The organism is Falsiroseomonas algicola, assembly GCF_011040385.1.
GTDB lineage: Bacteria > Pseudomonadota > Alphaproteobacteria > Acetobacterales > Acetobacteraceae > Falsiroseomonas > Falsiroseomonas algicola.
On record NZ_JAAIKB010000002.1, the window covers coordinates 386,955 to 409,575 of the forward strand.

A 22,621-nucleotide genomic window follows, 5' to 3' on the forward strand; every position below is an offset into this window, starting at 1 on the left:
TCCCTCAGGACGATGGACAAGGGCCGTGCAGCCGGCCGCCCTGCGGCGGTCGGGTGATGCTGGCATTCCAGGGCCCGTCTGTGCGGGCCGTTCTCCCTTCGCGGCTTTCGCCGCGCTCGCTCAGAGCCGGCCGGCGCCGGGGATCCAATCCGTGCCCGCCAGGGGGACGCCGGCCATGGCGGAAGCCTCCATGGTCAGCGCCACCAGATCCTCGGGCTCCAAGTTCAGCAGGTGGCTCTTGCCGCAGGCGCGCGCGACCGCCTGCGCCTCCATCGTCATCACTGCGAGATAGTTGGCAAGGCGCCGTCCTGCCTTCACCGGATCGAGCCGCGCGGCCAGTTCGGGATCTTGCGTCGTGATCCCCGCGGGGTCGCGTCCATCCTGCCAGTCGTCGTAGGCGCCGGCGGTGGTGCCAAGCTTGCGGTACTCCGCCTCCAGCGCCGGGTCCTGGTCACCCAGCGCGATCAGCGCCGCGGTGCCGATCGCCACCGCATCGGCGCCGAGCGCCAATGCCTTCGCCATGTCCGCCCCGCTGCGGATGCCACCGGAGATGACCAGCTGCACCTTGCGATGCAGGCCGAGGTCCTGCAGCGCCTTCACCGCGGGACGGATGGCGGCGAGCGTCGGTATGCCGACATGCTCGATGAAGACTTCCTGCGTCGCCGCCGTGCCGCCCTGCATGCCATCGATGACGACGACATCGGCCCCCGCCTTCACCGCCAGCGCTGTGTCGAAATAGGGCCGGCTGGCGCCGACCTTCACATAGATCGGCTTCTCCCAGTCGGTGATCTCCCGCAACTCTTCCAGCTTGATCTCGAGGTCGTCGGGACCGGTCCAGTCGGGATGGCGGCAGGCGCTGCGCTGGTCGATCCCCGGCGGCAGGTTGCGCATCCCCGCGACGCGCTCGGTGATCTTCTGCCCCAGCAGCATGCCGCCACCGCCGGGCTTGGCGCCCTGGCCGACCACCACCTCGATCGCATCCGCCTTCCGCAGGCTGTCGAGGTCCATGCCGTAGCGGGAAGGAAGGTACTGGTAGACCAGCGTCGCGGAGTGTTCCCGTTCCTCCGGAGTCATGCCGCCATCGCCGGTGGTGGTGGAGGTGCCAGCGATCGTGGCCCCGCGCCCCAGCGCTTCCTTCGCCGGGCCAGACAGCGCGCCGAAGCTCATCCCCGCGATCGTCACCGGCGTCTTCAGCACCACGGGCTTCTTCGCGAATCGCGTCCCGAGCACGACATCGGTCGCGCAGCGCTCCCGGTATCCCTCCAGCGGATAGCGGGAGATGGAGGCGCCCAGGAACAGCAGGTCGTCGAAATGCGGTAGCTTCCGCTTCGCGCCGAAGCCGCGGATGTCGTAGATGCCGGTCGAGGCCGCGCGCTGGATATAGGCGATGGTGTGCGGATCGAAGCTGGCCGACCAGCGCGGCGGGGATTTCGGCGTTTCTTCCATGGCCTTGTCCCTAGTAGCTGTCGGCGTAATCGACGTGGAAGTGATAGAGCTTCCGCGCGGAGCCATAGAAGCGGAACTCCTCCGGCTTCGCTTCCGCAGCGAAGCCCGCGCGGTCCAGCAGCCCCGCCAGGATCGCGCGCTCGGCCTCGCCCATCGGCTTCTCCTCGCAATCCGCGCCCAGCGACTTCACCGCGCCGCGCACGAAAAGCCTCGCCTCGTAGAGGCTGTCACCGAGGTTGTCGCCGGCATCGCCTAGCACGACGAGGTTGCCTTCCTGCCCCATGAAGGCGCTCATGTGCCCGACGGAGCCGCGCACGACGATGTCGATGCCCTTCATGGAAATGCCGCAGCGCGCGCCCGCATTGCCGCCGATCACCAGCAGCCCGCCGCGCCCCGTGGCTCCGGCGGCCTGGCTGGCATCGCCCTGCACGCGAACCTCGCCGGACATCATGTTCTCGGCCAGGCCGACACCCGCATTGCCCGTGATCTCGATCCGCGCGCGGCTGTTGAAGCCCGCGCAGTAGTAGCCGACATGGCCCTCGATCCGGACGCTGATGGGCCGGTCCACGCCGACCGCTACCGCATGCCGCCCCTGCGGGTTGCGCAGCACCCAGGATGTCTCGTTGGTCTGCTCCGGCAGCGCATGCAGCCTTCCGTTCAGGTCACGCAGCGGCGCCGCCGCCAGGTCGAAGACCGTCTCCGTCACGCCGCATGCTCCCAGAAATACACCTGGCCTGGCGCCGGCTCGAACAGCCGCGCCTGCTCGATCCCCGGCAGCGGCACCAGCGCGCGGTATTCGGACCCGAAGGCGACGTAATCCTCCGTCTCCGCCATCACCGCGGGCTTGCAGGCGATGGGGTCGCGCAGCACGCCGAAGCCGCGTTCGGTACCGACGACGAAGGTGTAGAAGCCATCAAGGTCGCCGACCGCGGCTTCCAGCGCCTCGCCGAGGCTGGCGCCCTGCCGCATCCGCCAAGTCAGGTAGCCCGCCGCCACCTCGCTGTCGTTCTCGGTTTCGAACTCCAGCCCTTCGCGCCGCAGGTTGCGGCGCAGCGCATTGTGGTTGGACAGCGAACCGTTATGCACCAGGCACTGGTCCGGGCCGGTCGAGAAGGGATGCGCGCCATGCGTCGTCACGGCGCTTTCCGTCGCCATCCGCGTATGGCCGATGGCATGCGTACCCGCCATGCCAGGCAGTCCGTAGCGTGAGGAGACGGCATCCGGCAGCCCGACGCCCTTGTAGAGTTCGATCCGCGCGCCGGCGGAGACGATGTTGACGGCGGGATAGCGCGTCGCCAGCGCCTGCCGCAGCGCACCCTCCGCATCCCGCGGCACCGTCACCACCGCATGGTCCCCGCGCCGCACGGCCGTGACGCCAAGCGCGGCCGCCATCGCCGAGGCATCGACATCCTCCGGGATGCGCAGCGTCAGCTTGGTCGTGTCGCCTGCGGCCGTGCCATAGACCGCGAAGCCGGCGCTGTCCGGCCCGCGGTCGCTCATGATGCCCAGCATATCCGCCGATAGGCGCCCGAGCTCAGCCTGGAGGCCTGGACTCTTGAGGAACAGGCCCACGATTCCGCACACGGCACGCCTCCGACCACGCTGCCGTAGGTTGGGGCGGGAAAGGCGTATTGTCAATTCAGCGGAACAAGTGTTTCCTGTTGGGAAATTCTGGTCAGTCCGGCCGCCGCGCATGGACAATGACCGACAGGTAGGTCATCGGCTTGCGGATCAGCTTTTCCGGCCCGTGCGGCGCGGCGCTGTCGAACAGCAGGGAATCGCCGGGGCGCAGGTGGTAGGACCGGTCGGCGTGGCGGTACAGCACCTCGCCCGTCAGCATGTAGATGAACTCCATTCCCTCATGCCGGAAGCCGATATAGGGCTCCGCTTCCTGCCTGAGGGTGATCAGGTAGGGCTCCACCGCGACGTCACCGCCCAGCGCGTGGCCGAGCAGGCTGTAGAGGTGCCCGGACTTCGTGCCGCGCCGATCGATCGTGACACCCTGGCCCGCCGGCACGAAGGAACAGTCGCGCTTTTCCTCGAAGGCTGAGAACAGCGCGGTGATCGGCACATGCAGCGCCGCCGCCAGCGCCTGGATCGTGCCCAGCGAGGCCGAGATCTGCCCGTTCTCGATCTTCGACAGCATCCCGGTGGAAATGCCCGCTGCCGCCGCGACATCCGCGATGGTCCGCTCCGCCCGCCGCCGCAACGCCCGCACCTGCACGCCGAGAGATTGTTCCAGCGTCCGCGCCTCCGCCGCCGGGGCGCCGGACCCCGTCGCCAGCGGCGTGTCAGGGCGCTGCACCGTCACCGGATGCCGGCCCGCATGAAGGACTGCACGAATTGCCGCTGGAACATCAGGAAGCCCAGCAGCAAGGGCGCGGAGGTCATCAGCGTGGCAGCCGAGATGATGGCCCAGTCGATCCCCTGGTCGGTGGAGGCGAAGACCGAGAGCCCGACCGTCAGCGGCCGCGTCTCCACCGTGTTGGTGATGACCAGCGGCCAGAGGAAGTTGTTCCAGTGGTAGCTGACGGATGTCAGGCCGTAGGCCAGGTAGGTCGGCTTCGCCAGCGGCACGTAGACCCGCAGCAGGATCGCCATCGTCCCGCAGCCCTCGACGCGTGCCGCCTCCTCCAGTTCGCGCGGGATCTGTTTGAAGGTCTGCCGCAACAGGAAGATGCCGAAGGCGGAGGCCATGTAGGGCAGGCCGATCGCGAGGATGGTGTCCACAAGCCCCAGCGCCCGCATGCTGCGGTAGTTCTCCACCAGCAGCACGTCCGGCATGATCATCAGCTGCAGGAGCACGAGCCCGAACAGCAGCCCGCTGCCGCGGAATTCGCTGCGCGCGAAGACGAAGGCCGCGAGCGTGCAGAGCACGAACTGCGCCACCAGCACCATCGTCACAAGGATGAATGTGTTCAGGAAGTATCGCGCGAAGGGCGCCGCATCCCAGGCGGCGGCGAAGTTCTCCAGCGTCAGTGGCGCGAACAGCTCGAACCGCGTCGAATAGCCCTGCGGATGGATCGCGGCCCACACCGCGTAGAGCAGTGGCGCCACCCAGACCAGGCCGAGCAGCCAGGCTGCCGCATGCTCGACGATGCTGCCGATCCGGCCGCTCACCGGTAATGCACTCGCTTCTCACCCAGCGCGAATTGCATCGCCGCCGTCAGCGCCAGCATCACCAGCAGCACAACTGTGAGCGCGGAGGCCGTGGCGGTGTCCCAGAACCGGAAGCCGAGCTCATAGACATAGGTCAGCAGCAGCGCCGTGGCGTTGTCCGGGCCTCCCTTTGTCATGACGATGATGTGGTCCACCAGCCGGAAGCCGTTGATCACGGCATTCACCAGGACGAAGAGCGTGGTCGGCCCCAGCAGCGGCAGCGTCACGCGCCAGAAAATGCGCGCGCGCGACGCGCCCTCGATTGCCGCGGCCTCGTAGAGATTGGGGGGAATGGCCTGCAGCGCGGCCAGGTAGAAGATCATGAAGAATCCCGCTTCCTTCCAGACGGCCACGACGATCATCGCGCCCAGCGCGGTTTCCGTCGTGCCGATCCAGTTGGTCGGCCCCCAGCCGAACAGCGCCCGCAGCACCTGGTCGAGCAGCCCGTAATCCGGCGTGTAGAAGAACAGCCAGAGATTCGCGACCGCGATCATCGGCAGGACGGTCGGGGTGAAGAAGGCGATGCGCAGCGCTGTCCGCCCATGGATCTTCCCGTTGACCCAGATCGCCATCATCAGCGCGAGCCCGATCGACAGCGGAATGGTCGCCAACGCATAGACCAGGTTGTTGACCAGCGCCTGCCAGAAGATCGGGTCCTCGGCCAGCGCCAGGTAGTTCTCCGCGCCCACGAAGCGCGCGGGGCGGCTGCCCCGCGGCGTGGAAAACAGTGAATGCCAGATGGTGGCGATCGCGGGGTAATGCGTGAAGGCCACCAGCAGTAGCAGCGCTGGCGACAGCATCAGCCATGCATGGATCGTTGTCCGGCCCCGCATCGCCAAGCCCTCAGCGATACCGGCGCAGGATGCGTTCGGCCTCCGCCTGCGCATCCGCCATGGCTGGCCCCGCCTGCTTGCGGCCGAGCAGCCCGGCTTGCAGGTTATCGTTCAGCGCCTTGGTCACGCGCTGGTTCTCATGGGTGGAGAGCTCCGCCACCGCATGCGGCAGCTGGTCCCGCGCCACGGCGGCGGCGGGGAAATCGGCCACATAGGCGCGCATCGCCGGTGTCTCGAAGGCGGCGGGCGTGACGGCGACGTAGCCGGTCTCGATCCCCCAATGCGCGGCGCGCTCCGGCGTCGTCAGGAAGCGCGCGAAGCGCACCGCGCCTTCCCGCTGCGCCGCGTTCGCCGACTTGAAGACATAGAGGTTGCCGCCGCCCGTCGGGCTGCCGAGGCGCCGCCCCGCCGGCAGCATCCCGACGCCGAAGGGGAAGGGGGCATTGCGACGGACATTCGTTAGGTTGCCCGTGGTCGTCCACATCATTGCCGTCTTGCGCTCGAAGAAGTCGCGCGGCGTGGTGCCCCATTCGACGATGCCGCCGGGATGCACGCGGTGGCGCTGGGACAGGTCCATCCAGTATTGCAGCGCCTCCGCCACCTTCGGGTCGTTGAAGAAGGTGCGGTTGCCATCGGCATTCATCAGCCGCACATCGGCCTGCGTGGTCAGGCCCTGGAACAGCCAATACGGGAAGCCGGAGGAGGGGATCTGGATGCCCCATTGCGTGACGTTGTCGCCCTGGCGCTTCGTCAGCTTCTGCGCGAACTCCACTTGTTGCGCCCAATTCTGCGGCGGCGTCTCCGGATCCAGCCCGGCTTCCCGGAAGGCTTCCTTGTTCCAGTAGGTGACGATGGTGGAACGCTGGAAGGGGATGCCCCAGGTCTTGCCGCGGGCGCGGCTGTTTTCCATGAAGCCGGGATAGAAGCCGTCCAGCCAGGGCTTCTCCACCCCCGCCATATCCTCCCACGCCAGGATCGCGTCCTCCTCGATCAGCGTGAAGATATCGACGGCCAGCAGGCAGGCGAGCTGCGGCGCATCACCGCCCCGCATCGCCGTCAGCGTCTTGGTCAGCGTGTCCTGGTAGGATCCGGCATAGATCGGCTTGATGCGGAAGCGCGGATTCTCCCGCGCGAATTCCTCGCAATAGCCGTCGATCAGGCGCGGGATCGGCCCGCCGACGGCGATCGGGTAGTTGAACACGATCTCGGTCGGCGCCTGGGCGTGGACGGCGGGCGAGGCCAGCAGCGGGCTCGCGGCAAGCGCGCCAAGCGTGGCGCGGCGGGTCATGGTCATGGGCATCCTCCTTCGTTGTCGGTCACGCAGTCCCGGGGTCCGGCAGCCGGAGGCCGCTGGCAGCATCGAACATATGGCGGGCAGGCGGCAGCTTCAGCCGCAGCGGCGCGCCGGCGGGCAACGCATGGTGGCCCGGGACGCGAAGCTGCATGACCTCCGCCCCATCGCCCACCGCCACGGCCAGCACCGTCTCCGCGCCCAGGAACTCCGCGGCCTGCACCCGCGCGGGCAGCCCCGGCCCATCGGTCGGCGTCACTTCTTCCGGCCGCAGCCCCAGCACCTGGCCGGCGGTGCTGGCCGGCGCCACGGCGATGCCGGGCGCGCCTGCCACCTCCGCGCCATGCTCCCCAGGCACCAGGCGCAGCAGGGACATGGGCGGCGTGCCGATGAAGGAGGCCGCGAAAACGCTGGCCGGCCGCGCATACAATTCCGCCGGCGTCGCGTCCTGCTCTACCCGGCCGTCGCGCATCAGCACCACCTGGTCGGCCATGCTCATCGCCTCCGCCTGGTCATGCGTCACATAGACCATGGTGATCCCGAGTCGCTGCTGCAGCGCCCGGATCTCCCGACGCATCTCCGCCCGCAGCTTGGCATCGAGGTTCGACAGCGGCTCATCCATCAGGCAGATCGGCGCCTCTGCCACCACCGCGCGTGCCAGCGCCACGCGCTGCTGCTGGCCGCCCGACAACTGGCTCGGTCGTCGCCCCAGAAGCTTGGTCAGGCCCAGCATCTCCGCCGCCGCCGCCAATCGCGCCTGGCGTTCCGCCGCCGCGACGTGGCGCGCCCGCAGCCCGAAGACGATGTTCTCCGCCACCGACAGGTGCGGAAACAGCGCGTAGGACTGGAACACCATGGCGATGCCGCGCGCCGCCGGCGGCAGGCCCGTCACGTCCCGCCCTTCAAGCAGCAGACGGCCGCTTGTCGGTGCCTCCAGCCCCGCAACCACGCGCAGCAGCGTGGACTTGCCGCAGCCCGAGGGGCCCAGCAGCACCAGGAAGGTGCCTGGCCGCGCGGCGATGCTGATGCCGGCCAGCGCCTGCGTATCGCCGAAGGATTTGGTGATGCCGTCGAGGCGGATGTCGCCACGAAGTCCTTGCGGGAGAGACATTGCGGGCGTCAGCGTTGCGATCCATGATTGATGACCGACGCGAAGATACGGGACTTCCGCGCCGGTGCGCCAGGGGACCGCGGGCAGCTTGTCACGCGGTGTCACCGATATGTCTCGGACGCGGTACTTCCGTGGCTCGAGGGCGGTGATCTAAACGACCGGCGTGAGGAAGGGGGCGAGCGTTGGGCACGAGCGTCGAGGTCGACGATCTCTCGGTATCCTTTGGCCGGACATCGGTGCTCCACGGCATCTCGCTGTCCGTGGCGGCCGGGGAATTCGTCGCCCTGCTCGGCCCCTCGGGCTGCGGCAAGACGACGCTGCTCCGCGCGATCGCCGGCTTCGTCCCACCCAGCGCTGGCCGCATCCGGGCCGGCGGGCAGGACATCACCAGGGCGCCGCCGGAGAAACGTGGCGCCGCGATGGTCTTCCAGTCCTACGCGCTCTGGCCGCACATGACCGTCGCCAAAACCATCGGGTATGGCCTGAAGCTCCGCGGATGGAACAGCGGGCGCATCGACGCGAAGGTGGAGGAGATGCTTCGTCTCCTGCGCCTCGAAGGCCTCGGCGCGCGCCTTCCGGCACAGCTCTCCGGCGGCCAGCGTCAGCGCGTGGCGCTTGGCCGGGCGTTGGCCGTCGATCCCGCGATTCTGCTGCTGGACGAGCCGATGTCGAACCTCGATGCCCGGGTACGGGAAGGCGTTCGCCACGAACTCCGCGCGCTCCAGCAATCCCTCGGCATCACCGCCATCCATGTGACGCATGACCGGGAGGAAGCGATGATCATGGCCGATCGGATCGTCATCCTCCAGGAAGGCCGTATCGCCCAGGCGGGCACGCCGGAGGATCTCTGGGCGCGGCCAGCGAGCGCCTATGTCGCGGATTTCCTTGGCGCCACCAACCGACTGCCGGTCCGCATCCAGGGCAGCCAGGCCGAGGCCTCGCCCGGGGAGGCGCCGCTGGACCTCGCCGCTGACCGTTCGCCGCCACCTGGTCCCGCCACCGTCCATTTCCGGCCGGAGGAAGCGCGCATCCTCGCCGCCGGCGAACCGCTCGATGGCTTGGTCTTCCGCGGCACCGTCGCGCTCTCCGCCTATCCCGGCGGCCGTTGGCGCGCCTCCATCCGCGTCGGCCGCGACGACGTGCTGGTCGATGTGCCGGACCGGCTGCCGGAAGGCGCCGCGGTGCGGCTCGGCATTCCCTCTCCCGCGGCGCATGTCTTCGCCGCCCCCTGAACGAGCAAGCCAAGAGGAAGCAAGCCCATGGACCGCAGGACATTCCTGGCCGCGACGGCGGCCCTGGCCGCCACGCCCGCCCTGGCGCAGCAGCGCGTCACGCTGAACGTGCTGACCGCCGGCGACCAGAACATGGTCGACTACATCACCGACTATCTTGGCCCGATGTTCCAGCGCCAGAACCCGGGCGTGACCGTCCGCTCGCTCGGCACCGGGCCGGGCGATGCCGGCAGCCAGCGCATCTGGGAAAGGCTGGAGGCGCAGCGCCGCGCCAATACCAACAGCGTCGATGTCGACGTCGCCGTCGTGCACCAGACCATGGCCGGCCGCATGGTGGCGGAGGGCCTGCTCGCCCGCTACCGCGACCAGGCCGCGACGGGGCAGCTGGCCACCAGTGACGTCACGCGCAACGCGCTCGGCCAGAATGTCGATGGCTTCGTGCTGCCGATGTTCAACAGCCAGATCGCGCTGGCCTACAACCCCGCCCGCGTTGCCAACCCGCCCCGCAGCTTCGCGGAGTTGGAGAACTGGGTGAAGCAGAACCCCCGCCGCTTCGGCTACAATGGCATCCGCGGTGGCATGTCCGGCGTCGGCTTCGTCTTCGGCTGGGCCTACGCCTTCGGCCCCGACCAGAAGCGCCTGATCGAGGGCCCCTTCGATGCGGAAGCCGTCAGCGCGCTGACCCCCGCGTTCCAGCGCCTGCGCGAATTCAACCGCAACGTCGTCATCACCCCCGGCAATGCCGGCACGCTGGATGCGATGAACCGCGGCGAGATCGACATGGGCCCGGTCTGGATGGACATGTTCTACAGCTGGCAGGCGGAAGGCCGCCTCAACCCCGCCTATCGCCTCGTGCTGCCGGAATCGGGCATGCCCGGCCAGCCCATGTACTACGTCATTCCCGCCCGCGCCGCGAACAGCGACGTGGCGCGACGGTTTATCGAACTGGCCACCAGCCCGCCCGTGCAGGCCGAGGGCATCGTCCGCCGCTTCAACTGGCTGCCCGGCATCGATGCGCAGCATGTCCGCCAGCACCTGGACCAGCAGACCTGGGACCGCCTGTTCCGCGACGTCGGGCCGGACCAGCTGGCGCGCGGCGCGCGACCGATGCCGCAGGCGGATTTCATGCGCGCGCTGCAGGAAGCCTATGAACGTGTCGTCCTGAACTGACGCGGTGCTGCCCTATCTCCTTCTCGCGCCGGCGCTTTTCGTCGTCGGCGCCTTCTTCCTGGTGCCGCTGGCCTTCTCGGTCGGCGGCGCCTTCGAAGGTCCGCAGGGCCCGACGCTGGCGAACCTCGCCAATGCGGCGTCGCTCTACCGCATGGACCTGCTCTTCACCCTGCTGATCGTGGTGGCTTCCACCGCGCTGACGGGGCTTGGTGCCGTCGCGATCGGGGGCTACCTGACGCTCGGCCGCTCGAAGCTCGCGCTGCGCCTGCTGGGGGCGATGTATCGCTGGCCGCTCTTCATCCCCTTCATCGTGGCGGCGCAGGCCATGCGCGGCTTCATCGGCCAGAACGGCCTGATGAACAACACGCTGGTCTGGATCGGCCTGATGCCGCAGGAATGGGCGCAGAGCTTCCTCGACTGGCGCGGCATCGTCATCACCTTTGTCTGGAAGCAGCTTCCCTTCGCGACGCTGCTGGTCGCGGGCGCCATGGCGGCGCTGGACCGGTCGGGGATTGAGGCCGCGCAGAACCTCGGCGCCAACCGTCTTCGCATCCTGATCGGCATCGTCATCCCGCAGGTCGCGCGGAACATCATGGTGGCACTCGTGCTGTCCTTCGTCACCATGATGTCCGTGCTCTCCGTGCCCATGATGATCAGCGGCCAGAGCCCGACCATGCTGACCGTCGCCATGGCCTGGCGCATCAACTCCTTCGGGGACTACGGCACGGCCAATGCCCTCGGCCTCGTCTCCTGCGTCATGACCGGGCTGGTCGCCTGGGTCTGGCTGCGCCAGGCGGCGGCGGAGCGGGCGCGATGAGCCGATCGGTGATGTGGTGGCTGCCGCGCGGCCTCCTGCTCGGCCTCTTCGCCTTCTTCATCTTCGGGCCGCTGGTCAATCTGGTCCTGTGGTCGGTTGCCGAATCCTGGTTCTGGCCCAACCGGCTGCCGAGCCAGTACGGCTTCCGCTTCTGGGAACGCGTCTTCCGGCCGGAAGGCCAGGCGATGGAAAGCCTCTGGCTCTCCATCTGGATCGCGTCGCTGACGACGCTGCTCTGCCTCGCCGTCTCCGTCCCCGCAGCCTGGGCGCTGGCCAAGGCCAATCTCCGCTGGCGGGCCGCGATCCTCATGCTGTTCCTGCTGCCCCAGGCCTTCCCGAATCTGCCCGTCTACATCAACATCGCGCGCATCTTCTTCACCTTCGACCTGAACGGCACGGTCATCGGCGTGGTGCTCGTCCATGCCGCGCATGGCCTAGTGTATTCCATCTGGATCGCGACCGCCGCCTTTGCCGCAGTGGATGATGATCTGGAACTCGCCGCGCGCAACATCGGCGCCAGCGCGCTGACGGCGTTCCGCACCGTCACCCTGCCGCTCGCCGCCCCCGGCATCGCCGCCAGCGCCGTCTTCGTCTTCCTCGAATCGCTCGACGAATTCACCGCCAGCTACTTCGTCGGCGCGCCGGAAGTCCGCACCCTGCCGCTGCTGCTGTTCAGCGCCGCGGCGGGCGGCAACATGCAGGTGGCCGCCATCACTGCGCTGATCCTGCTGGTGCCGAGCGTGCTCTTCATGCTCATCGTCGAACGCTTCCTCCGCGCCGAAGTCCTGGCCAAGGTCGGCAAATAGGTCACGCCATGCTCACCATCCTGCAGATCAGCGATACCCATCTCTCCCCCCGCAACGGCCTCTTCCTCGACAATGTCGCGACGCTGCGCCGCATCGCGGAAGATCGGCGCCCCGACCTCACCGTGTTCAGCGGCGACCTGTCGCTGGATGGCGCGGACCGGGAGGATGACCTGGCCTTCGCGGCGAAGCTGCTGCGCGCCTTCCCGGGCCCGCACCTCTTCATCCCCGGCAACCACGACACCGGCAGCCACCCGGTCGGCATGCCGCACCAGCCCGTCAATGCCGAACGCCTGGCCCGCTACCGCCGCTTTTTCGGCGATGGTTTCGGCGCGGTGGACCTGCCGGGCTGGCGGGCCATCGGCCTGAACACGGAAATCATGGCGACCGGCGTGGAGGAGGAAGCGCAGGCCGCCTTCATCGCCGCCAGCGCCGCGACGATCGGCGACCGTCGCCTCGCGCTCTTCCTGCACAAGCCCGTCTTCGTCACCACGCCGGACGATCCCGCCATCGATGTCTGGTCGGTGCCGCCGGCCTCACGCCCCGGCCTGGCGCCGCTGCTCGGCCACCCCGCGCTGCGCCTCGTCGCCTCCGGCCACCTCCACATGTTCCGGCAGGAAGCCGAGGGCGCCGTCAGCCGCATCTGGTGCCCCGCCGCCTCCTTCGTCATGACGCCGGACCAGCAGGACAACCTCCAGGGCCTGCGGCGCTGCGGCGCGCTGCTGCACCACCTGGCGGAGGATGGCGTGACGACGGAGATGCTGGACCTGCCCGATACCTGGGCCGCCGACGTCAAGCACCTGACCTATCCCGGCTGACGCTTCCGCAGCGCCACGGCCAGGATGTTGGTCGCGGTCGGCTTGAACTGAAGGAACCGCCAGGCCGGCACGGGGCCCGTGCTGGCCGGCGCGAAGGCGAGGGCAGGGGGCTCGTCGAGGGTGAAGCCGAAATTCTCCAGCCCCATGGCGATGCCCTCGCCCGTCGCCTTCACGAAGGCCTCCTTCAGCGTCCAGATGCGCAGGAACGCCTCGTGCCGCGCCGCGCGCGGCAGCGCCGCGATCATTGCGGCCTCGCTCGGCGCGAAGAATCGCTCCGCGATGCCCTCGCCGGCTTCACGCCGAGCTAGATCCTCGACGTCCAGCCCGACATCATCGTCCCGCGCCACTGCACAAGCGACGAGGTTGCGCGTATGGCTGAGGTTGAAGCGCAGCCACGGCATCCCGTGCTCGGGCGCCACCTCCGGCTTCCCGGCGGGGCCTTCCAAGAAGCGCCATGCGTCCGGCGCCAGCCTGCCCGCCTCGGCCAGCATCCGCCGAGCCAGCGCATGGGCAGCGATGTAGGCGTGGCGGTCGGGGTCACTGTGGAAGCGCGCGGCGCGCGCCTGCTCCGCCGGTTCCAGCACCGCATGCCAGGCCGAAAGCGTCGCCGCATCGGCCTGCTGCGGCAGCACCCAGCGCAGGCGGACGCAGCCTGTCCTAGTCAAGCTTGATGCCGAGGTCCCGGATCAACGGGCGCCACCGCGCGATTTCGCCGCGCATCTGCGCGTTGAACGCCGCCGCATCGCCTGGCACCGCCTCCGCACTCAGGTTGCGCACGACCTGCGCCACCTCCTCGCTCGCGACCGCCTGGTTCAGTGCGCTGTTCAGCCGTGCCACCGCCGCGGGCGGCGTGGCTGCGGCGACGCTCATGCCCATCCAGGCATAGGCCTCCGCCTCCGCCAAGCCGAGTTCCTGCAAGGTCGGCACCTCCGGCAGCGCCGGGATGCGCGCGGGCGACATCACCGCCAGCGCCCGCGCCTGCCCCTGCCGGATCGCACCCATGGAGGAAGCGCTGTCCGTCAGCATGCAATCCACCGACCCTGCCAGCATGTCCTGCAACGCCGCCGGCGAATTGCGGTAGGGCACATGCGTCGCATCGAAGCGGGCCACGCGCGCAACATACTCCATCGCCAGGTGCTGCGGGCTGGCCACGGCGCCGCTGCCGAAGGTAGGGGCCTTGGCGCGCGCCGCGGCCAGGAAGCCCGCCCAGTCGCGGATCGGGTTCTCGGTCCGCACGATCAGGATCAGCGGGAAGCGCGCGATCAGGCCGACGCCGGTCAGCGCCGTGTCCGGGTCATAGGGCAGCCGGGCATAGAGGGCCGGGCTGTAGATCGCCATGCCGTTGTCCACCATCAGCAGGGTGTGTCCATCGGCCGGCGCCTGCAGCACCGTCTCCGTCGCCAGCACGCCGCCGCCGCCGGGGCGGTTGTCCACCACGACGTTCTGGCCGAGCCTGGCACCCATCTGCCGCCCGATCAGCCGCGCAAACTGGTCGGAGGGCCCGCCCGCGCCATAGGCGATCACCCATCGCAACGGCCGTTCCGGGAAGGACTGCGCCCGGGCCGCGGCGCCCAGGGCAGGCAGGGCCAGCGTGGCGAGGCCAAGCGATCGGCGGGTCAGCATGGGGCGGCAATCCTCCGGCAGCGCGGGAAGGTTCGCAGACGCCCCGGGGCAAGACAAGCGGGCGGCTTTCTGCCTAACCTTCCCGCATGCCGAACCGATCCCGCGTCACCATCGATGGCCTCGACCGCGCGTCCCACCGCGCCTTCTACCGCGCCATGGGCCTGTCGGAGGATGATCTCTCCAAGCCGATGATCGGCATCGTCTCCTTCAAGGGGGACCAGACGCCCTGCAACCAGACACATGGCTTCCAGGTGGATGCCGCGCGGCTCGGCGTGGCGGCGGCCGGCGGCGTGCCGCGCGAATTCACGGCACCCTCCGTCTCCGACGGCCTCAGCATGAACCATGAGGGCATGAAGTTCAGCCTGGTCAGTCGCGAGCTTGTCGCGGACACGATCGAGGCGACGATGCATGGCCTGGCCTATGACGCGCTGCTGGGGTTCGGCGGCTGCGACAAGACGCTGCCCGGCGTGATGATGGGCATGCTGCGCATTAACCTGCCCTCCATCTTCCTCTATGGCGGCTCAGCTTTGCCCGGCCGCTACAAGGGCCGCGACCTGACCGTGCTCGACAGCTACGAAGCCGTGGGCGCCGTCATGGCCGGCACCATGGATGCGGCGGAGGCCGCGCGCATCGAGCACGCCTGCCTGCCCACGGTCGGCTCCTGCGGCGGCCAGTTCACCGCGAACACCATGGCAATGGTGGGGGAGGCGCTGGGCCTCTCGCTGCCCAATTCCTCCATGGTGCCGGGCGTCTATTCCATCCGCGCCGCCATCGCGCAGCAGGCGGCGAAGCGGCTGCTGGCGATGCTGGAACAAGGCGGGCCGCTGCCGCGGGAGATCGTCACCTGGAAGGCGCTGGAGAACGGTGCCGCGATCGTCGCCGCCACCGGCGGTTCCACCAATGCCGCGCTGCACCTGCCCGCCATCGCGAACGAGGCCGGCATCCGCTTCACCATGGAGGATGTCGCCCGCGTCTTCGCCCGCACGCCGCTGATCGGCGACCTGCGCCCTGGCGGCCGCTTCACCGCGAAGGACGTGCATGATGCAGGAGGGGCCGCGATCATCATCGGCGCGCTGATCCGCAGCGGGCACATGCATGGCGATTGCCTGACCGTCACCGGCCGCACCATGGCGGAGGAGTATGCCGGCGCCGAGGCCCCTGATGGCCAGGTGGTCCGCGACCCCGCGACGCCCATCGCCCCCGATGGCGGCGTCGCGATCCTGCGCGGCAACCTCTGCCCCGATGGCGCCGTCATCAAGGTCGCTGGCCTGAAGTCGCTGGTGTTCGAGGGCGTGGCCCGCGTCTTCGAAGGCGAGGATGTCTGCGTAGAGGCCGTGCGCACCCGCGACTACGAAGCGGGCCAGGTCCTCATCATCCGCGGCGAGGGCCCGGTCGGCGGCCCCGGGATGCGGGAGATGCTGGGCGTGACCGCGCTGATCTATGGCCAGGGCATGGGGGAGAAGGTCGCGCTCGTCACCGATGGCCGTTTCAGCGGTGCTACGCGCGGCATGTGCATCGGCTACGTCGCGCCGGAAGCCGCCATCGGCGGGCCGCTCGCCCTGGTCCGGGACGGCGACCGCATCCGCATCGATGCCAAGGCCATGCGCATGGATCTGCTCGTGCCGGACAGCGAAGTCGCGGCACGCCGCGCCGCCTGGGCGCCACCCGCGCCGCGACACCGTGCGGGCCTGCTGGCGAAATACGCGAAGCTGGTCGGCCAGGCGCCGGGTGGCGCCGTGACTCATGAAGGCCCGGCGGAATGGCCGCTGTGAAGCTCGCCTTCCTCGGCCTCGGCCTGATGGGCGCGCCGATGGCGCGGCGCCTGATTGCGGCGGGGCATGACGTCACGGTCTGGAACCGCAGCCCCGCCAAGGCCACACCCTTCGTGGAGGCCGGCGCGCGCCTCGCCGCCACGCCCGCCGAGGCCGCGGCCGGGGCGCGCATCGTCTTCCTCAACCTGATGGATGCCGCCGCGACCGAGGCCGTCTGCTTCGGCCCCGGCGGCATCGCGGAGGCGCCCGCCGCGGACCGCATCGTCGTGGACCACGCTTCCATCGCGCCCGACCGCACCCGCGCCATTGCCGCGCGGCTGCTGGCCGCCAACGGCACGCGCTGGGTGGATGCGCCCGTCTCCGGCGGTACGCGCGGCGCCACCGATGGCACGCTGGCGGTGATGGCGGGCGGGGAGGCCGCCGACATCGAAGCCATCCGCCCCTACGTCATGGCCATGGCGCGCAACCTCACGCATCTCGGCCCGGTCGGCGCCGGCCAGACGGCGAAGCTCTGCAACCAGATCATCTCCGGCAGCCTGATGAGCGTGATCGCGGAGGCGGTGCGCCTCGCGCAGAATGCCGGGATTGATGCGGCGCGCCTGCCGGAAGCCTTCGCCGGCGGCTTCGCGGACAGCCTGCCGCTGCGCCTCTTCGTGCCCCGCATGGCCTCCGGCAACCACGAACCGCCCATCGGCAGCGCCGCCTCCATGGTCAAGGACCTGGAGGCCGTGCTGCAACTGGCGGCGCAGACCGGCACGCCCGTGCCCATGTCGGGCCTGGCGCTGCAGATGCTGCGCCTGACGATGGCGCGCTTTGGCGGCGATGCCGAAGCCTTGATGGTCCATTCCCTGAGCGAGCACGCATGAAGATCGCTGTTCTTGGCGGCGGCAACGGCGCCTTTGCCGCCGCGGCCGATTTCACCGAAGCGGGGCACGACGTGCGGCTCTGGCGCACCAGCGCCGAGGCGGCGCGCGAGGCCTCCACGATCACGGTGAGGGATTCGCGCGGCCAACGCGCCACGACGCCTGCCCTCGTCACCGCCGACCTGGCGGCGGCGATCCGCGGCGCCACCCTCATCCTCGCCCCCGCGCCGGCCACGACGCATGAAGCGCTGGCGCCGCAACTGGCGCCGCTGCTGGAGGACGGCCAGGTCGTCTTCCTCACCCCCGGCACGCTCGGCACCATCATCCTGGCCCGCGCGCTGCATGCGCATCGCCCTGGCGCCCGCGTGGCCTTCGCGGAGACCGGCACGCTGCCCTGGCTCGCCCGCAAGCACGGCCCGGAGCTGGTCGCCATCACCGTGCGGGCGAAGCGCCTGCCGGTCGGCGTCTTCCCGCTGGCCCTCGCCGACCACGCCATCGCCACCATCGGCGCCGCCTTCCCTGGCGTGATCGAACCCTGCGGCGATGCGCTGTCCGGCGCGCTCATGAATGCGGGGCCGATCATTCACCCGCCGCTCATCACCATGAATGCCGGCCCGCTCGAGCATTTCCCGAAGTGGGACATCCACAAGGAAGGCACCCAGCGCAGCATCCGCCGCGTGACCGATGCGCTGGATGCGGAGCGCGTGGCGACGCGCGAAGCCCTGGGCTACGCCGCGCCGCATTTCCCGCTGGCCGACCACTACGCCAAGGAAGGCCCCGAATGGTGCTACGGCCGCGGCAGCCATGACCGCCTGACCGATAGCGGCGACTGGCGTGAAAACATCGTGCTGACCGAGCATCGCTATATGCGGGAGGATACGCGCCTCGGCCTGTCGCTTCTCATCGACGCTGGCCGCGCGGCCGGCGTGCCGACGCCGCTCGCCCGCGCCTTCCTCGCCATCGGCAGCGCCATCTGCGCCGAGGATTTTCTCGAATCGCGCACGCTCGCGCGCTGCGGCTTGCCAGCCGATGCCGCCGGCCGTGCGAAGGTACTGCGCGATGGCTTCTGAGCGAATCGCCATCGGCTGCCTCGGTGCCGGCCGCATGGGGCGCGGCATCGCCGTGCACTTCGCCTATGCCGGCCACCCCGTCACCCTCTTCGACCTCAAGCCCCGCGCCGCCGGGGATTTCGCCGCCTTGGCCGCTGCCGCCCACGACGAGATCGCGGCGACGCTCTCCATGCTGGCCGATCTCGGCCTGGGTGACGCCGCCGCCGTGCCCGCCATTGCCGCCCGTGTCACGATCCTCCCGGCCGCGGAGGCGGCGGCACTGCGCGACATGCCGGTGGTGTTCGAGGGCGTGCCCGAGATCCTCGATCTGAAGCGCGCCGCGCTGGCGGAGGCCGCGGCGCTGATGGCGCCCGACGCCATCCTCGCCTCCACCACCTCCACCATCATGGTGGACGACCTCTCCCCCGCCGTGCCGAACCCTGCGCGCTTCCTCAACGCGCATTGGCTCAACCCCGCCTACCTGGTGCCGCTGGTCGAAATCTCCCCAGGCCAGCACACGGATCCCGCCGTCACGGCGCGCCTGATGGAAACGCTGGAATCCGTCGGCAAGGTCCCGGTCCGCTGCGCACCGAGCCCCGGCTTCATCATCCCCCGCATCCAGGCGCTGGCGATGAACGAGGCCGCGCGCCTGGTCGAGGAAGGCGTCGCGAGCGCCGAGGATATCGACCGTGCGCTGCGCTACGGCTTCAGCTTCCGCTTCGGCGTGCTCGGCATGCTGGAATTCATCGACTGGGGCGGCGTCGACATCCTGCACCACGCCAGCCGCTACCTGGAATCGTCCCTCGGCGACGCCCGCTACCGCGCCCCCGCCATCGTCGGGCGGCACATGGCGGAGGGAAAGCTCGGCATGGGCACCGGCAGCGGCTTCCTCCCCTGGGCGGAGATGGACATCGCCGCCCATAAGCGCCGCCGCCTCGGCGAACTGATCGCGCGACTCCGCGCGGAAGGGCTGGCGCGGCCGCCCGTTCTGCCCCCAGCATGACGCCACCAGCCCCAGGAGGCCCCATGACGCTCCGCCGCCGCGCCCTGCTCGCGACCCCCCTCGCGCTTGCCGCCACGCCCGCCCTGGCGCAGGGCGCCGCCTGGCCGGATCGGCCGACGCGCTGGATGGTGGCCTATGGCGCCGGTGGGGCCTCCGATCTCTTCGCCCGCATGATCGCGCGCGCGCTCGCCGCGCCTGGCGTGCCGCCCGTGGTCGTGGAGAACCGGCCGAGCGGCGGCGGCATCGTCGCGACGGAAGCGGTGCTCGCCTCCCCCGCCGATGGCGGCACCGTGCTGCATGTCGACAACGGCATGATGATCTACAATCCGGCCCTCTACAGCCGGCTGCCCTTCGACCCCGACCGCGATCTCGTGCTGGCCGGCTTCATCGCCCGTTTCCCCTTCTTCATCCTGACCCGCCCGGAAAGCCCGCTCACGACTTTCGAGGAGTGGCGCGCCGCGGCCCAGCGCCAGTCGTTGACCTATGCCACGCCGGCCGTCGCCAGCCCGCACCACATGGCGATGGAATTGCTGCGTGTGCGGGCGGGCGTCCAGGTGGAGCACGTGCCCTATCGCGGCATGCCCGCGGTGCTGCAGGACCTGATCGCCGGGCGCGTGGATTGCGCGATCGCCGACGTCACCAATGCGCTGCCGCTGCTCTCCACGAACCGCGCCCGCGCTCTGGTCACCTTCGGCGCTGCCCGCGTCCGCGCCGTGCCCGATGTGCGCACTGCGACGGAGGCAGGCATCGCGGACTGCGTTGCCGATGGATGGCAGGGTGTCTCGCTGTCCCGCAACGCAGCGCCGGAGGTGCTGGCCCGGGTCAATGCCGCGGTGCGCGCCGCCATGGCGACGCCGGAGGTGACCCGCCAGCTGGCCACGACGGGAGCGGAGACGGAGCCGATGAGTCTCGCTCAATGCGCCGACCTCATCCGGCGCGAGAACGCGGTCTGGCGCCCCCTGATCCGAGACCTCGGCATCCGCCTGGAAAGCTGATCGCTACGTCAGCGGCAGCGCCACATATTTCTGGAATCCAGGCCGCGCCGCCAGCGCATCATGCCAGCGCTGGAGGTGCGGCATCGGCCGCCGATCGATCGGAAGCAGCAGCCAGCGATAGGCGTAGATGCCGAGCGCGATGTCGGCCAGCGTCAGCGCATCGCCGCACAGGAACCCGCTGCGGGACAGTCGGTCGTCCAGCATCCCGAACAGCGCCTCCACCTGCGCCTTCGCCTTCTCGAAGGCGGCCCAGTCCCGCTCCGGCTCCGGGATGCGGAACAGGGTGAAATAGACGGTCACCAGCGGCGGATTCAGTGCCGTCTGCTGCCAGTCCATCCAGCGGTCGCAATCCGCGGCTTCTCGGAGGTCGGCCGGATAGATCGGGTGGCCCGGTGCCCGTGACCGCGCGAGGTAGCGGAGGATCGCGTTGCTCTCCCACAGCACGAAACCGTCCGGCTCCTCGATCACCGGCACCAGCGCGTTGGGGTTCTTCGCGAGGTAGGCAGCCTCCCGCGTCCCACCGAAGGGCCCGCCGACATCGATCCGCTCGAAGTCGATCCCCAGCTCCTCGCACAGCCAGAGCAGCTTCATGACGTTGGAGGATGTGGCCCGGCCCCAGATGCGCAGCATGGTGCAAACTCCGTCGTGCCGGACTCAGTCTAGCCGGAGCAGTTCGCGGAGCCAGGCCAGCACGTCGCGCCGCAGGGCGGCCCCCGCCACGGCGTTGCCACCGACATGCACTTCCGTCGCGACGCAGGGATCGGCATAGCTGAAGGGCAGCCCTGTCGCCGCGTTCACCAGCAGCCCCGGCTCCCGCTCCTCGATCCGGCAACCCCGCACGCTCTGCGATCCCCGCACCAGCGCCGCCGCCGGGCTCAGCGGATTGTCGAAGCCATGATGCGCGTCGTCGTATTCGATGATTTCGGCGTCATGCCCCGCTTCCCGCAGCCGCGCCACATGGGCCCGCGCGGGCCCGATCGGGTTGAAGTCGTCCGGCCTGCCATGGAAGACGCGCAGCGGCGCCGGCAGCATCGCCGTATCGCCGATGTAGCGCGTGCCGCAATCCGGATACACCGCCGCGGTGCCCACCGGCGCCACCCCGCTCCGGTTCCACATCTGATGAAAGCGCGCCATCCCGGCATAGAGCGCGCCCTGTCCACCGCGGGAGAAGCCGAGCACCGCGATCCGTGCCGGATCCACCGCCGGATGCGCCGCCAGCACCTCCAGCGCCCGGTAGATGTCGAGCACGAAGGCCAGCCGCCCCAGCCGCGCCTGGTCCCCGGCCACCGAGACGATGCCCCGCCCCGTGAATCCATCCAGCACGAAGGCCGCCGCCCCCAGCGCGTTGATCTGCCGCTGCCACAGCGCGACGGAGGGACCAATGCCGCCCGACCCATGCATCACCACCACGACGGGTTGCCGCCCCTCTCGCTGCGCCAGGCTCAGCAGCCCGGTGACGATGGCCTCCGGCCCCTCCGCCTGGCCCAGCAGGAATTGCCTGTCCGTCAGGGTCAGGCTGCGGATGGCGTGAAGCTCCATCCGCGCGGGCAGGTCCTGCATGCGTGCGTCCTATTCCAGCGTGATGCGGCGCGCCCGGATCACCTCGCCCCATCGCTGCGTTTCCGCGGCGAGATAGGCGGGGAAGGCTTCCGGCGTGCCGACGCGCGGGATGTACGCCGCCGCGCGCAGGCGCTCCAGCATGGCCGGGTCTTTCATCGCGGCATCCATTGCGCCCCACAGCCGCCGGATCACCGGCGCGGGCGTATTCGCCGGCGCCAGCAGCGCGAATTGGGAGGAGATCTCGTAGCCCGGCAGCGTCTCCGCGATGGTCGGCACCTCCGGCGTCTGCGGGAAGCGCTCCGTGCTGCCGACCGCGATCCCCACCACCTGGCCCGCCCGCATCAGCGGCAGCGCGGTCACCGCATCGACGAAGGCCATCTGCACATCGCCGGTGATCAGCGCCTGCACCGCCGGCGCGCCGCCGCGATAGGTCACGTTCTGCACCTCGATCCCCGCCATCGACAGGAACAGCTCCGTGGCGATGTGCGCCGAGCTTCCGGCACCGGAGGAGGCGTAGTTCAGCGCCCCCGGCCGCGCCTTCGCCAGCGCGACCAGCCCCGCCACGTCCCGCACCCCAAGGCGCGGATTGACGCAGAGGTAGATCGGCGTCTCGCACAGCAGCCCGATGGCCGCGAAGTCGCGCGCATCGTCATAGCCGCGATTGGGCATCAGGTGGCCGGCCATCGCGAAGGTGCCGCGGCCCGACATCAGGATGGTGTAGCCATCCGGCCGCGCCCGCGCGACGGAAGCCTGGCCGATCGTCCCGGCCGCCCCCGGCCGGTTCTCCACCACGACAGGCTGGCCGAGCTGCTTCGCCATCCCCTCCGCCACCATCCGCCCCACCAGGTCGCTCGACCCGCCCGGCGCCCAGGCGACGACCAGCGTGATGGGCCGGGTCGGGAAACTGTCCTGCGCGGCGGCCGGGCGGGCGGCCAGGGCGGCGGCCGCACCGAGCGCGAGGTGGCGACGGGTGATCATGGCATGTTCCTCCGTGTATGAACCAGTTCGTCCATTATGCATGGCGAATCGATGCTGCCCAGCTTGGCCTGGACGGCCCCTCGGCTTGCGCGCTACCG

The 22,621-nt window shown here is 69.9% G+C and carries 23 protein-coding genes; 10 read left to right on the plus strand and 13 right to left on the minus strand.

The annotated features are described in order from the left end of the window. Positions 1–120 precede the first annotated feature (120 nt). The 8 genes from G3576_RS07125 to G3576_RS07160 form a co-directional block, all read right to left on the minus strand. Positions 121–1,446, minus strand: coding sequence for an FMN-binding glutamate synthase family protein (locus tag G3576_RS07125; protein ID WP_164693651.1), 1,326 nt, complete (start codon positions 1,444–1,446; stop codon positions 121–123). Between the two features lie 10 nt (positions 1,447–1,456). Next, positions 1,457–2,152, minus strand: coding sequence for a GltB/FmdC/FwdC-like GXGXG domain-containing protein (locus tag G3576_RS07130; protein ID WP_164693652.1), 696 nt, complete (start codon positions 2,150–2,152; stop codon positions 1,457–1,459). After that, positions 2,149–2,946, minus strand: a complete 798-nt coding sequence (locus tag G3576_RS07135) for a class II glutamine amidotransferase domain-containing protein (protein ID WP_235951558.1) — start codon at positions 2,944–2,946, stop codon at positions 2,149–2,151. Before G3576_RS07135 ends, G3576_RS07130 begins: the two co-directional genes overlap by 4 nt. A gap of 175 nt (positions 2,947–3,121) precedes the next feature. Continuing rightward, entirely contained in the window at positions 3,122–3,751 is a 630-nt protein-coding gene (locus G3576_RS07140; RefSeq protein ID WP_328728616.1) for a helix-turn-helix domain-containing protein, read from the minus strand. Positions 3,752–3,753: 2 nt separating this feature from the next. Then, positions 3,754–4,566 (minus strand): carbohydrate ABC transporter permease, encoded by an 813-nt coding sequence (locus G3576_RS07145; RefSeq protein WP_328728618.1) that lies wholly within the window; start codon positions 4,564–4,566, stop codon positions 3,754–3,756. Next, on the minus strand, positions 4,563–5,405 hold the full coding sequence (locus tag G3576_RS07150; protein WP_328728619.1) for a carbohydrate ABC transporter permease: 843 nt from the start codon (positions 5,403–5,405) through the stop codon (positions 4,563–4,565). Before G3576_RS07150 ends, G3576_RS07145 begins: the two co-directional genes overlap by 4 nt. A 43-nt stretch (positions 5,406–5,448) precedes the next feature. Beyond that, positions 5,449–6,732, minus strand: a complete 1,284-nt coding sequence (locus G3576_RS07155) for an ABC transporter substrate-binding protein (protein ID WP_164693656.1) — start codon at positions 6,730–6,732, stop codon at positions 5,449–5,451. Between the two features lie 22 nt (positions 6,733–6,754). Then, positions 6,755–7,840: an ABC transporter ATP-binding protein gene (locus G3576_RS07160; RefSeq protein ID WP_164693657.1), complete on the minus strand. Its 1,086-nt coding sequence runs from the start codon at positions 7,838–7,840 to the stop codon at positions 6,755–6,757. A 182-nt stretch (positions 7,841–8,022) separates the two neighbouring features. On the opposite strand from G3576_RS07160, the gene G3576_RS07165 reads away from it, so the two are divergent. The 5 genes from G3576_RS07165 to G3576_RS07185 are packed head-to-tail and all read left to right on the plus strand — an operon-like array spanning position 8,023 to position 12,680. After that, entirely contained in the window at positions 8,023–9,072 is a 1,050-nt protein-coding gene (locus tag G3576_RS07165; protein WP_164693658.1) for an ABC transporter ATP-binding protein, read from the plus strand. A gap of 27 nt (positions 9,073–9,099) precedes the next feature. After that, entirely contained in the window at positions 9,100–10,242 is a 1,143-nt protein-coding gene (locus G3576_RS07170; protein ID WP_164693659.1) for an extracellular solute-binding protein, read from the plus strand. Between the two features lie 4 nt (positions 10,243–10,246). Continuing rightward, positions 10,247–11,059 carry an ABC transporter permease gene (locus G3576_RS07175; RefSeq protein ID WP_164693660.1) on the plus strand — a complete coding sequence of 271 codons (813 nt, stop codon included), beginning with the start codon at positions 10,247–10,249 and terminating at the stop codon, positions 11,057–11,059. Next, a complete protein-coding gene (locus G3576_RS07180) occupies positions 11,056–11,865 on the plus strand; it encodes an ABC transporter permease (RefSeq protein WP_164693661.1) in 810 nt (269 codons plus the stop codon). Before G3576_RS07175 ends, G3576_RS07180 begins: the two co-directional genes overlap by 4 nt. Before the next feature lie 8 nt (positions 11,866–11,873). Next, positions 11,874–12,680 (plus strand): metallophosphoesterase family protein, encoded by an 807-nt coding sequence (locus G3576_RS07185; protein WP_164693662.1) that lies wholly within the window; start codon positions 11,874–11,876, stop codon positions 12,678–12,680. On the opposite strand, the gene G3576_RS07190 is transcribed toward G3576_RS07185, so the two are convergent. Both G3576_RS07190 and G3576_RS07195 read right to left on the minus strand, forming a co-directional pair. Further along, positions 12,668–13,345 carry a 4'-phosphopantetheinyl transferase family protein gene (locus G3576_RS07190; protein WP_164693663.1) on the minus strand — a complete coding sequence of 226 codons (678 nt, stop codon included), beginning with the start codon at positions 13,343–13,345 and terminating at the stop codon, positions 12,668–12,670. The genes G3576_RS07185 and G3576_RS07190 overlap by 13 nt on opposite strands. After that, positions 13,338–14,303 (minus strand): Bug family tripartite tricarboxylate transporter substrate binding protein, encoded by a 966-nt coding sequence (locus G3576_RS07195; RefSeq protein ID WP_235951560.1) that lies wholly within the window; start codon positions 14,301–14,303, stop codon positions 13,338–13,340. The genes G3576_RS07190 and G3576_RS07195 overlap by 8 nt, the downstream gene beginning before the upstream one ends. An 86-nt stretch (positions 14,304–14,389) precedes the next feature. Between G3576_RS07195 and G3576_RS07200 the strand changes: the two genes are divergently transcribed. Genes G3576_RS07200 through G3576_RS07220 form a run of 5 tightly spaced genes read left to right on the plus strand, consistent with a single transcriptional unit; the run spans position 14,390 to position 19,985 of the window. After that, the gene (locus G3576_RS07200; protein ID WP_164693664.1) at positions 14,390–16,075 is read left to right on the plus strand and encodes a dihydroxy-acid dehydratase; all 1,686 of its coding nucleotides are present in this window, start codon (positions 14,390–14,392) and stop codon (positions 16,073–16,075) included. Then, complete coding sequence (locus G3576_RS07205; protein WP_164693665.1) at positions 16,063–16,941, plus strand: NAD(P)-dependent oxidoreductase; 879 nt, start codon at positions 16,063–16,065, stop codon at positions 16,939–16,941. The genes G3576_RS07200 and G3576_RS07205 overlap by 13 nt, the downstream gene beginning before the upstream one ends. Then, positions 16,938–18,008: an NAD/NADP-dependent octopine/nopaline dehydrogenase family protein gene (locus G3576_RS07210; RefSeq protein WP_164693666.1), complete on the plus strand. Its 1,071-nt coding sequence runs from the start codon at positions 16,938–16,940 to the stop codon at positions 18,006–18,008. Before G3576_RS07205 ends, G3576_RS07210 begins: the two co-directional genes overlap by 4 nt. Further along, positions 17,998–18,990 (plus strand): 3-hydroxybutyryl-CoA dehydrogenase, encoded by a 993-nt coding sequence (locus G3576_RS07215; protein ID WP_164693667.1) that lies wholly within the window; start codon positions 17,998–18,000, stop codon positions 18,988–18,990. Before G3576_RS07210 ends, G3576_RS07215 begins: the two co-directional genes overlap by 11 nt. 23 nt (positions 18,991–19,013) lie before the next feature. Next, a complete protein-coding gene (locus G3576_RS07220) occupies positions 19,014–19,985 on the plus strand; it encodes a Bug family tripartite tricarboxylate transporter substrate binding protein (RefSeq protein WP_164693668.1) in 972 nt (323 codons plus the stop codon). A 3-nt stretch (positions 19,986–19,988) separates the two neighbouring features. On the opposite strand, the gene G3576_RS07225 is transcribed toward G3576_RS07220, so the two are convergent. From G3576_RS07225 to G3576_RS07235, 3 genes are read right to left on the minus strand one after another with little or no spacing between them, the layout of a single operon-like run. Next, entirely contained in the window at positions 19,989–20,615 is a 627-nt protein-coding gene (locus G3576_RS07225) for a glutathione S-transferase family protein (protein ID WP_164693669.1), read from the minus strand. Between the two features lie 24 nt (positions 20,616–20,639). Continuing rightward, positions 20,640–21,545: a dienelactone hydrolase family protein gene (locus G3576_RS07230; protein ID WP_164693670.1), complete on the minus strand. Its 906-nt coding sequence runs from the start codon at positions 21,543–21,545 to the stop codon at positions 20,640–20,642. A gap of 9 nt (positions 21,546–21,554) precedes the next feature. Next, entirely contained in the window at positions 21,555–22,523 is a 969-nt protein-coding gene (locus tag G3576_RS07235) for a Bug family tripartite tricarboxylate transporter substrate binding protein (RefSeq protein ID WP_164693671.1), read from the minus strand. Positions 22,524–22,621: the final 98 nt, after the last annotated feature.

What these genes read in the sequence shown, in the direction of transcription:
- G3576_RS07125 (WP_164693651.1), bottom strand. Translation starts at nt 1,446, where the DNA reads ATGGAAGAAACGCCGAAATCCCCGCCGCGCTGGTCGGCCAGCTTCGAT.
- G3576_RS07135 (WP_235951558.1), bottom strand. Translation starts at nt 2,946, where the DNA reads ATGAGCGACCGCGGGCCGGACAGCGCCGGCTTCGCGGTCTATGGCACG.
- G3576_RS07150 (WP_328728619.1), bottom strand. Translation starts at nt 5,405, where the DNA reads ATGCTGTCGCCAGCGCTGCTACTGCTGGTGGCCTTCACGCATTACCCC.
- G3576_RS07155 (WP_164693656.1), bottom strand. Translation starts at nt 6,732, where the DNA reads ATGACCATGACCCGCCGCGCCACGCTTGGCGCGCTTGCCGCGAGCCCG.
- G3576_RS07160 (WP_164693657.1), bottom strand. Translation starts at nt 7,840, where the DNA reads ATGTCTCTCCCGCAAGGACTTCGTGGCGACATCCGCCTCGACGGCATC.
- G3576_RS07170 (WP_164693659.1), top strand. Translation starts at nt 9,100, where the DNA reads ATGGACCGCAGGACATTCCTGGCCGCGACGGCGGCCCTGGCCGCCACG.
- G3576_RS07180 (WP_164693661.1), top strand. Translation starts at nt 11,056, where the DNA reads ATGAGCCGATCGGTGATGTGGTGGCTGCCGCGCGGCCTCCTGCTCGGC.
- G3576_RS07185 (WP_164693662.1), top strand. Translation starts at nt 11,874, where the DNA reads ATGCTCACCATCCTGCAGATCAGCGATACCCATCTCTCCCCCCGCAAC.
- G3576_RS07195 (WP_235951560.1), bottom strand. Translation starts at nt 14,303, where the DNA reads ATGCTGACCCGCCGATCGCTTGGCCTCGCCACGCTGGCCCTGCCTGCC.
- G3576_RS07200 (WP_164693664.1), top strand. Translation starts at nt 14,390, where the DNA reads ATGCCGAACCGATCCCGCGTCACCATCGATGGCCTCGACCGCGCGTCC.
- G3576_RS07205 (WP_164693665.1), top strand. Translation starts at nt 16,063, where the DNA reads ATGGCCGCTGTGAAGCTCGCCTTCCTCGGCCTCGGCCTGATGGGCGCG.
- G3576_RS07210 (WP_164693666.1), top strand. Translation starts at nt 16,938, where the DNA reads ATGAAGATCGCTGTTCTTGGCGGCGGCAACGGCGCCTTTGCCGCCGCG.
- G3576_RS07215 (WP_164693667.1), top strand. Translation starts at nt 17,998, where the DNA reads ATGGCTTCTGAGCGAATCGCCATCGGCTGCCTCGGTGCCGGCCGCATG.
- G3576_RS07220 (WP_164693668.1), top strand. Translation starts at nt 19,014, where the DNA reads ATGACGCTCCGCCGCCGCGCCCTGCTCGCGACCCCCCTCGCGCTTGCC.
- G3576_RS07225 (WP_164693669.1), bottom strand. Translation starts at nt 20,615, where the DNA reads ATGCTGCGCATCTGGGGCCGGGCCACATCCTCCAACGTCATGAAGCTG.
- G3576_RS07230 (WP_164693670.1), bottom strand. Translation starts at nt 21,545, where the DNA reads ATGCAGGACCTGCCCGCGCGGATGGAGCTTCACGCCATCCGCAGCCTG.
- G3576_RS07235 (WP_164693671.1), bottom strand. Translation starts at nt 22,523, where the DNA reads ATGATCACCCGTCGCCACCTCGCGCTCGGTGCGGCCGCCGCCCTGGCC.